Annotated in this window: 9 protein-coding genes; all 9 read right to left on the reverse strand. The window is 73.0% G+C overall.

What is annotated here, in order from left to right:
* Positions 1 to 492 (reverse strand): carbamoyl phosphate synthase preATP-grasp domain-containing protein (locus IPZ69_RS45250; protein ID WP_445330187.1); only part of this gene is annotated, 492 nt, incomplete at its 3' end.
* Positions 476 to 1,633 carry a glutamine-hydrolyzing carbamoyl-phosphate synthase small subunit gene (carA, locus tag IPZ69_RS45255; RefSeq protein ID WP_235460753.1) on the reverse strand — a complete coding sequence of 386 codons (1,158 nt, stop codon included), beginning with the start codon at positions 1,631 to 1,633 and terminating at the stop codon, positions 476 to 478. The genes carA and IPZ69_RS45250, both read right to left, overlap by 17 nt.
* The gene (locus IPZ69_RS45260) at positions 1,630 to 2,895 is read right to left on the reverse strand and encodes an ATP-grasp domain-containing protein (RefSeq protein ID WP_235460754.1); all 1,266 of its coding nucleotides are present in this window, start codon (positions 2,893 to 2,895) and stop codon (positions 1,630 to 1,632) included. The genes carA and IPZ69_RS45260 overlap by 4 nt, the downstream gene beginning before the upstream one ends.
* Complete coding sequence (locus tag IPZ69_RS45265) at positions 2,892 to 3,215, reverse strand: hypothetical protein (RefSeq protein WP_235460755.1); 324 nt, start codon at positions 3,213 to 3,215, stop codon at positions 2,892 to 2,894. Before IPZ69_RS45265 ends, IPZ69_RS45260 begins: the two co-directional genes overlap by 4 nt.
* A 108-nt stretch (positions 3,216 to 3,323) precedes the next feature.
* A complete protein-coding gene (locus tag IPZ69_RS45270) occupies positions 3,324 to 4,577 on the reverse strand; it encodes an ATP-grasp domain-containing protein (RefSeq protein WP_235460756.1) in 1,254 nt (417 codons plus the stop codon).
* A 37-nt stretch (positions 4,578 to 4,614) separates the two neighbouring features.
* Entirely contained in the window at positions 4,615 to 5,568 is a 954-nt protein-coding gene (locus IPZ69_RS45275) for a TauD/TfdA family dioxygenase (protein ID WP_235460757.1), read from the reverse strand.
* Between the two features lie 41 nt (positions 5,569 to 5,609).
* A complete protein-coding gene (locus IPZ69_RS45280; protein WP_235460758.1) occupies positions 5,610 to 5,759 on the reverse strand; it encodes a hypothetical protein in 150 nt (49 codons plus the stop codon).
* A gap of 77 nt (positions 5,760 to 5,836) precedes the next feature.
* Positions 5,837 to 7,675 carry a carbamoyltransferase family protein gene (locus IPZ69_RS45285; RefSeq protein WP_235460759.1) on the reverse strand — a complete coding sequence of 613 codons (1,839 nt, stop codon included), beginning with the start codon at positions 7,673 to 7,675 and terminating at the stop codon, positions 5,837 to 5,839.
* A gap of 60 nt (positions 7,676 to 7,735) precedes the next feature.
* Positions 7,736 to 8,655, reverse strand: a 920-nt coding sequence (locus IPZ69_RS45290) for an iron-containing redox enzyme family protein (protein WP_235460760.1), incomplete at its 5' end; no start/stop codon positions are given.

Genomic DNA, 8,655 nt, shown 5'->3' on the forward strand with positions numbered 1-8,655 from the left:
GACGCCGTTCAGCACGTCGTCCATGGAGTGGCAGATCACCGAGCGGGCGGACTCGCCGTACCCGATCTTGGAGCGGACGGCGTCGACCACGAGCTTGAACCGGTCCCGGTCCTCGCCCTTGTGGATCGCCTCCACGTTGGCGCCGATCAGCTCGACGCCGTACTTCTCCAGTACTCCCCGCTGATGGAGCGAGATGGCCGTGTTCAGGGCCGTCTGGCCGCCCAGGGTCGGCAGCAGCGCGTCCGGCCGCTCCTTCTCGATGATTCTTTCCACGAACTCCGGGGTGATCGGCTCCACATACGTCGCGTCGGCGATCTCCGGGTCGGTCATGATCGTCGCCGGGTTGGAGTTCACGAGGACGACGCGCAGGCCCTCGGACTTCAGGACCCGGCACGCCTGGGTACCGGAGTAGTCGAACTCGGCGGCCTGGCCGATGACGATCGGGCCGGAGCCGATGACCAGGACGGAGCGGATGTCAGTGCGCTTGGGCACGCCGGCCCTCCATCAGGACTGTGTCCATCAAAGACGTGAAGCGGTCGAACAGGTACGCGGCGTCGTGCGGACCGGCCGCCGCCTCCGGGTGGTACTGGACGCTGAAGGCCGGCCGGTCCAGCAGCCGCAGGCCTTCCACCACGCCGTCGTTCAGGCAGACGTGGGTCACCTCGACCCGGCCGAAGGGCGTTCGCGCGATCCCGTCGAGCGGGGCGTCGACGGCGAAGCCGTGGTTGTGCGCGGTGACCTCGACCTTGCCGGTCGTACGGTCCTGCACCGGCTGGTTGATGCCACGGTGGCCGTACTTCAGCTTGTACGTGCCGAAGCCCAGCGCCCGGCCGAGGATCTGCTGGCCGAAGCAGATGCCGAACAGCGGCGTGCCCCGCTCCAGGACGGCCCGCGTCACCGCGACCGGTCCGTCGGCGGCGGCCGGGTCGCCGGGGCCGTTGGAGAGGAACACCCCGTCCGGCCGGACCGCGTAGACGTCCTCGGCGGTGGCCGTGGCCGGGAGCACGTGCACCTCGATGCCGCGCTCGGCCATCCGGCGTGGGGTCATGCCCTTGATGCCCAGGTCGACCGCGGCCACCGTGAACCGCTTCGCGCCGATGGCCGGGACGACGTACGTCTCCTTGGTGGCGACCTCGGCGCACAGGTTCGCCCCCTTCATGTGCGGCTGTTCCCGTACGCGCGCGAGCAGTCGGGCCTCGGGGACGAGCGCGGTGCCGGAGAAGACGCCGGCCCGCATCGCGCCGCGCTCGCGCAGGTGCCGGGTCAGCGCCCGGGTGTCCACGTCCCGGATGCCGACGACGCCCTGCCCGACCAGTTCCTCGTCCAGGGAGCGCCGCGCCCGCCAGTTGGAGGGCACGCGGGCGGGATCGCGGACCACGTATCCGGCCGCCCAGATGCGGCTCGACTCGTCGTCCTCGTCGTTCCAGCCGGTGTTGCCGATCTGCGGGGCGGTCGCGACCACGATCTGGCGGTCGTACGACGGGTCGGTCAGGGTCTCCTGGTAGCCGGTCATGCCGGTGGAGAACACCGCCTCCCCGAAGGTCTCCCCCACCGCTCCGTAGGCCCGGCCGCGGAAGCTCCGGCCGTCCTCCAGGACCAGGACGGCCGCATCGGTCGTGTCACGGCCGGTCATCGGTCCAGTCCGCACGCCGGGCGGCCGCCGCCGGTGTGGGCCGGGGTCTCGGGCGCGCACTCCAGGCGGAACTGGGCCGCCGTGCGCAGGACCGCCTTCTCGACCTCGCCGCTGGAGTCGCCGCGGAAGCGGAAGCGGGCGCCGACGTGCTCGTAGCCGCCGACCCGCGGGATGACCTGGCCGACGGCGGGAACGACGACGGCGTACGGCGCCTCGGCGGGGTCCTGGGGTGCGGGCAGGTCGTGGGCGAGGACCCGGCAGGGGGCCGGGACCGGGGAGGGCACCAGCAGCCAGCCTCCGGTGCGCCAGCGCTCGGGGACGGGCAGGTCGGGGGTGCGGCCCAGCTGGATGTCGGCGGCGGCCCGCATCAGGTCGATGCCGTGCACCTCCCGCCAGACGAAGGGGATCTCCGCGCCGCCGACCCGGTAGCCCGCCTCCAGGAAGCGGATCGCGGGCCGGCCGTCGGCCGAGGCGCCGACGAAGGCCTCCAGGTGGAAGACCCAGGGTTCGTCGCTGAGCGCGCCCGCGACCCGCGCGGTGAACTCGCTCAGTTCCGCGAGGAGTCGGGGGTCGTCGATCTCGACGGAGCCGAGGGCCTGGCCCTGGGTGAAGTCGACACAGGTGTTGACGTAGCGGGAGGCCCGCCAGGGGCCCAGGCGTTCGCCGGTCCACAGGCCGTCGATGTGGACGATGTCGTCGGGGCAGTACTCCTGCACCAGACGCGGTTCGGGCGGCAGCGCGCCCAGGTGCGGGAGGTCGGCGGGGGACTCGACGCGTACGACGCCCCGGCTGGCCGTGCCCCGGCGGGGCTTGACCACGACGGGCAGGCCGTGGCGGTCGGCGAAGGCGCGTACGGACCGCTCGTCGGGGGCGTCGGCGAAGCGGGGGACCGGTACGCCGGCCCGCGCGACGGTCTGGTTCATGGTCAGCTTGTCGCGGAAGCGGGCGAGTGCGGCCGGGGTCTGGCCGGCGCAGCGGAGCCGCTCGCGGATCACGGCCGCGGTGTCGAGATCGCCCTCGTTGAGGGCCAGCAGCCGGTCGGGCGGGCCGAAGCGGGCGCGCAGTCCGGTCACCGCCCGCCAGACCGCCTCGGTGTCGTCGGTGGCGGGGACGACCACGGCGGCCGCCGCGGCGGCGGGTACCGAGTCCCGCGCGAGCCGGGTGGTGACGTAGGTGACCTGGTGGGCGCGGTGGTCGAGGTAGTCCTCGTAGCGGGCGTGGCGGTCGCGCCAGCGGTGGACGACGACGATGTGGCGGCTCATGCGCGCTCCGTTCCGGGCACGGCCAGGTCGCGGACCCGGCCCACGGCGAAGGTCGCCGAGACGACGGCGGCCCGGGCGGAGCCGAGGGCGTCGCGGCAGACGTCGAGGTCGGGTGCGGGCAGCCCGGCGACGACGTCGGTCGCGCAGTCGATGAGATGGAGCGCGGCCCGGATGAGCGGCTGCTCGTCGGTCTCGTCTGCGTACCGGTCCTCGACGAGCCGCCGCACGGAGTGCAGCTGGGTGACGGGGTCCGGCGCGGGGCTCCCCGCACGATCGGCGGTGCGGCTGCCCGCCGGGGCGGTGGAGATGATCGGGTTCACGGGCGTTCCTTCCCAGGGGGTCGGTGCGGGCCGGTCACGGGACCGGGCGGCCGGGCGCCGAGGGGAACGGGCCCGGCCGCCCGGCCGGAGGGGTCGTACGGGCCGTACTCAGCGCGTCTCGAACCGGATCCGCGCGTCGACCGCCTCGGTCCTCGCCACGGCGTCGTCGGCGTCCCGGCCGGACGCGATGGCGTACCCGGACACGCAGTCGGCGACGGTGAGTAGCGGCGGCACGGTCTCGCCCACGCTCTTGCCGATCACGGCGGCCACCTCGGTGTCCCGGAACTCGTCGAGGTAGGGCAGGAACACGTACGGCACCTCGCCCTGGGGTATCCGGCGCACCTCGTCGGCGGCGTCCTCGGCGACCCGGACGGCGGTGACCGTGCCGGGCTCGGGCGTGAAGAACCGTACGGCGGCGCCGCCCAGCGGCTCGGGTGAGGCGGCGGGGAGTTCGTCGATGCCGAGCGGGACGGTGAGGAACATCCGGTTCAGGTCCAGGCCGAAGGCGCGGCGGACCAGTTCGGGGGCGCCGCTGCCGGCCAGCCGGGCGTGCGACTCCAGCACCCGGGGGCCCTGCGCGGTGAGCACGAACTCGCTGTGCGAGGGGCCCTCGGTGAGCCCGACGGCGTCCAGCAGCTTCGGCGTGAGCTCGCGCAGTTCGGCGAGCCAGGGGCGGGCGTACCGGCTCGGCGTGCTGACCTCCCATTCGACGTACCGCTCGTTCATCCGGTACTCGGAGTAGCCGATGGGCAGGTGCCGGCCCGCGTACGAGAACGAGTCGACGCTCACCACCGGGCCGTCGAGGTACTCCTCGGCGATGATGCCGGTGATCCCGGCCTCCCCCAGCGCCCGCCAGGCGCGCTCGGCGTCCTCGGGGCCGTCCACCGGGTGGATGTGCAGGCTGGCGACGCCGTCCACCGGCTTCACGATGATCCGTTCGCCGACCTCGGCGCGGAAGGCGGCGATCTCCTCGGCGCTGTCGACCATCCGGTAGCGGACGGGGCTCAGGCCGTGCTTGTCGAGGAGTTCGCGGGTGAGCGCCTTGTCCTTGAGGGCGCGGGCGGTGGCCTCGGTGACGCCGGGCAGGCCCAGCGAGTCCACGACGAACCCGGTGGACTCGGCGGCCGGTTCGGTGGTGGTGAGGACCCGGTCGAAGGGGCGCTCGTCGTGCAGCGGCCTGAGTACGTCGAGTATCGCCGGGCCGTCGGCGATGGGGGCGTGCACGATGCGCTCGCAGTGCTCGGCGATGGCGGGGTCGTAGGCGCCCTCCTCGTGGACGAGGACGACGTCGATGCCGAGCTGCTGGGCGCCGGCGATCGGGGCCGGGCGGCCGCCGACGACGGCCACGCGGTACTTGTTCATCGGGTTTCCTCCGTGCGGGGCAGGTGGGTGGCGGGACTCAGGCGGCGTAGCAGCGGCGCAGCCAGCGGGCCGTGGCGTCGGGGCGCGGGGTGAAGGCCTTGCGGCGGTGCAGCACCCGGTGGTTGTCGAAGATCATGAAGTCGCCGGTGTCCAGGACGAGTTCGGCGGCCGGGACGGTGTTGAGGGCCTCGCACCAGCGCTCCAGGGCGGTACGGGCCCGGTCGGTGACGCCGCGGGTGGTGCCGCGGTCGTAGCGGGCGCGGTGGCGGCCGTGGCCGTCGGGCTCCAGGACGGGGGCCTCGCGCAGCGGGCCGGTGGCCCCGCCGTCGTTGGAGTCGGGCGCGCCGACCTCGAACTCGGGTGTCTGCAGCGCCTGCCGGGTCCCCGCGTCCAGGCGGACCACGACGTCGTCGAGCGCGGCGATCTCGGTGGGGACCTGCTCCTCGTTGCGTACGGCGTAGAAGGTCAGGTACGGCGGGGTGTACAGGCGCGGGTCGGAGCCCGGCCGGCCGAACGGCTGGTGGGGGTTGTCGGTGTGCCAGAAGAACTCCGAGTCCGCACCCCAGGAGCTGGTGGTGCCGCAGGCCGCCGGGTTGGGGACGACGTTGCGGATGAGGTGGCCGTCGTTCTCGTAGGCGACGGCGAAGGGCGTGGCGCCGATCAGGCGGATCAGCCCCAGGTGGACGGCGTTGGTGACGGCCAGCTCGGGTTCGTCCCCGAAGCCGCTCACCGGGGTGGCGGGGAAGTCCTGGGCGGGCAGGTTGGACAGCACCAGGGCGTGCCGCGCGGCGGCGGTGAACACCTGGATGCCCTGGAGCACGTCGCCGGGCAGATGGCGGCTGAGCGCGTAGGCGCCGATGCCGGCCAGGATCGCGTCGTCGAGGTCCGAGTCGAGCCGGGTCTCCGAGACGCGTTCCGATATCTCCTTGTCCAGCAGATCCCGGACGCTGTCGTCGATACGGTGCCGGGCGAACTGGAGCAAGCTGGTCATCGTGTGTCTCCCATCGGTCTGTAGCACACCTCCCGCGCCGGTCAACGGGCCTGTGCCGGGGTCGGCGGGGTCCAGTAGGTCTTGGCCCCGCGGGTCCGGCGGCGGGCCATCGGGTCCTTGACGACGCGGCCGAGCAGGCCGATCGGCGTCACGACGAGGCAGTAGACGAGGAAGAGCAGGAAGGTGCGCATGGTCGGGTCCGTTCTCCGGCGCACCGGGCCGGGGTCGTACGGCCGGCCGGGCCGGGATGCGTGAGGCGGATGGGGGCTCAGTCGAGGGGGATCTCGGTGCGCCAGTCGTGCTCCTCCGACCAGGCGGGCTGGGCGCTCTTCTCCAGCAGGAAGTTGCCGAGCGCGAGCAGGTCGATGTTCGTGCGCATGAAGCAGGTGTAGGCGTCGTGCGGGGTGTTCACGATGGGCTCGCCGCGCACGTTGAAGGAGGTGTTGACCAGCACCGGGCAGCCGGTGCGGGCCTTGAAGGCGGTCAGCAGCCGGTGGTAGGCGGGGTTGCCGTGCTCGGTGACCGTCTGCACGCGCGCCGAGTGGTCGACGTGGGTGACGGCCGGGACGGTCGAGCGGTGCACCTTCAGCAGGTCCAGTCCGCTCGCCCCGGCGCTGTCGGCGTCGAGTCGCTGGGCCGCCGCGATCTGGGAGACCACGAGCATGTACGGGCTCTCCTGCGGCAGGTCGAAGTACTCGGTGGCGTCGGGGGCCAGCACGGCGGGTGCGAAGGGGCGGAACGACTCCCGGAACTTGATCTTGAGGTTCATGGTGGACTGCATCGCCGGGTTGCGCGGGTCGCCGATGATCGAGCGGGCGCCCAGGGCGCGCGGCCCGAACTCCATCCGGCCCTGGAACCAGCCGACGATCTTCCCGTCCGCGAGCCCCTCGGCGACCTCCTTGGCCAGCGTGTCCTCGTCGAGGCGCTGGTGCGGGATGCCGTGCGACTCCAGGTAGGCGGCGATCTGCTCATCGTCGTAGCCGGGCCCGAGCAGTGAGCCGCTCATCGCGTCCCGGCCGGTGGCCGGGTGGTCGCGGCGCACCCCGCGCTCCATGGCGACGGCCTGAGCCGCGCCGAGTGCCCCGCCCGCGTCACCGGCGGCCGGCTGGATCCACACCTCGTCGAAGATCCCGGCGTCGATGACCTTGCCGTTGGCGACGCAGTTGAGGGCGACACCGCCGGCCAGGCAGAGCGTCGACTCGCCGGTGCGCTCGCGCGCGGTGCGGGCCAGCTTGAGCACGACCTCCTCGGTGACCGCCTGCACCGAGGCCGCGAGGTCGAACTCCCGCTCGGTGAGCTGTCCTTCGGGAGCGCGGCGGGGTCCGCCGAAGAGCTTCTCGAAGCCCTTGCCGGTCATCACCTGGCCGCGCAGGTACTCGAAGTACCGCATGTCCAGGCGGAAGGAGCCGTCGGACTTGATGTCGATGAGCCGCTCGCGGATGAGGTCGGCGTAGCGCGGCCTGCCGTAGGGGGCGAGGCCCATCAGCTTGTACTCGCCCGAGTCGACCTTGAAGCCGCAGAAGTAGGTGAACGCCGAGTACAGCAGGCCCAGCGAGTGCGGGAAGCGGATCTCGGCCAGCGCGGTGAGCTCGGTGCCGCGGCCGTGCCACAGGGTGGTGGTGGCCCATTCGCCGACGCCGTCGATGCACAGGACGGCGGCGGACTCGTACGGGCTCGGGAAGAACGCCGACACGGCGTGCGACTCGTGGTGCCGGCGCACGGACAGCGGCGGCACCCGGCCCAGGCCGAGGTCGGCGAGTTCGGCACGGACGCGGTCGCCGGTGCGCAGTTTGCCGCCCGCGCCCAGCCAGGAGGGCAGGGTGTCGCGGAAGGAGGCGAAGCCGGTCGGGGCGGCGCCGGCGAAGGTGGCCAGCACCCGGCGGAACTTCAGCCGCGGATCCTCGTAGTAGGCGACGGCACTGACGTCGTCCAGCGTCGCGCCCGCCTCGGCGAGGCAGTAGCGGACGGCGTCGGAGGGGAAGGAGGGGTCGTGCCGGCGCCTGCTGAAGCGCTCCTCTTGAGCGGCCGCGACGGGCACGCCGTCGGCGATCAGCGCCGCCGCGCTGTCGTGGTAGTAGGCCGACACTCCCAGGATCAGGTCAGACACCGCTGCGTTCCTCCACGGAGTTGGGTGCGGGACGGGATGCGGGCGCCGGGGCGAAGGGGCTCATCGCCGGCTGCCCGTGAGCCGTACGCGGCGGGCGGCCAGCCGGGCGCCGACGCCGTTCGGCGGGTTCAGCGAGCGGTAGCCCACCCGCACCCGCTGCCAGGTCTCCTCGCGGCCGCCGGGGCCGGGGGTCTCGGGCAGCGCGGCCATCAGGGTGTCCACCGCGTCCGCCGCCCACGCGGAGTGGCCGGTGGCGACGTTGTCGATCGTGTTGTGGATGTCGACGAAGCGGGTGCTGAAGCCGTGCGCCTTCAGGGCCAGCCGGGCCCTGCGGTAGGTGCCGCCGACGCCGGACAGCTCCATCGCCAGGTTCAGGCCGAGCACCTCGGGCAGGAACGTCCGCGGGAAACGGCCGACGCACAGCCAGTACACCGGCAGTGCGAAGGACTCGTCGCGGAAGCCGGGCCAGTGGGCGAACTCGGCGGAGGCGGTGGGCGGCAGGTCGACGTCCATCTCCCGCAGCACGTCGCGGTAGATGAGGGGGTGGTTCAACTTCGGTTCGCCGTTGCCGAGTTCGTCCCAGTACGTCTCGAAGAGCGAGTGGCCGATCTCCGAGGAGGCCTGCTCGTAGTCGGTGAACCCCTGCAGCCAGCTGCCGTCGATCAGGGTCAGCGGCGCCGTCTGCACGGTGTCGTCGACGACGGCCTCCCGGGAGGGCAGCGGGACCTCGGCGTTCTCCTCGAACTCGGCCCCGTGCCGGTCGTGCTGCGCCTGCAGCCAGGGCCGCAGTCCTTCCCGCCCCCAGCGCTCGGGCAGGGGCATGGTCCGCGCGTCCATCCCGTACCCCGACCGGGCGAGCCACCCGGCGACATACCGCTTGGCCCACTCCCGCAGCGCCGGGGTGTCGGTCCGCCGCATCAGAAGGTGATAGGCCTCGCGCACGCCGGAGGGGGTACGGCCGGGAGCGGGGTGACCGGCCG

The sequence above is a fragment of the Streptomyces olivochromogenes genome, assembly GCF_021538895.1.
Taxonomy (GTDB): domain Bacteria; phylum Actinomycetota; class Actinomycetes; order Streptomycetales; family Streptomycetaceae; genus Streptomyces; species Streptomyces olivochromogenes_A.

Coding starts and splice junctions, on each gene's coding strand:
- IPZ69_RS45280 (WP_235460758.1), bottom strand. CDS start 5,759: ATGCGCACCTTCCTGCTCTTCCTCGTCTACTGCCTCGTCGTGACGCCG.
- IPZ69_RS45275 (WP_235460757.1), bottom strand. CDS start 5,568: ATGACCAGCTTGCTCCAGTTCGCCCGGCACCGTATCGACGACAGCGTC.
- IPZ69_RS45270 (WP_235460756.1), bottom strand. CDS start 4,577: ATGAACAAGTACCGCGTGGCCGTCGTCGGCGGCCGCCCGGCCCCGATC.
- carA (WP_235460753.1), bottom strand. CDS start 1,633: ATGACCGGCCGTGACACGACCGATGCGGCCGTCCTGGTCCTGGAGGAC.
- IPZ69_RS45260 (WP_235460754.1), bottom strand. CDS start 2,895: ATGAGCCGCCACATCGTCGTCGTCCACCGCTGGCGCGACCGCCACGCC.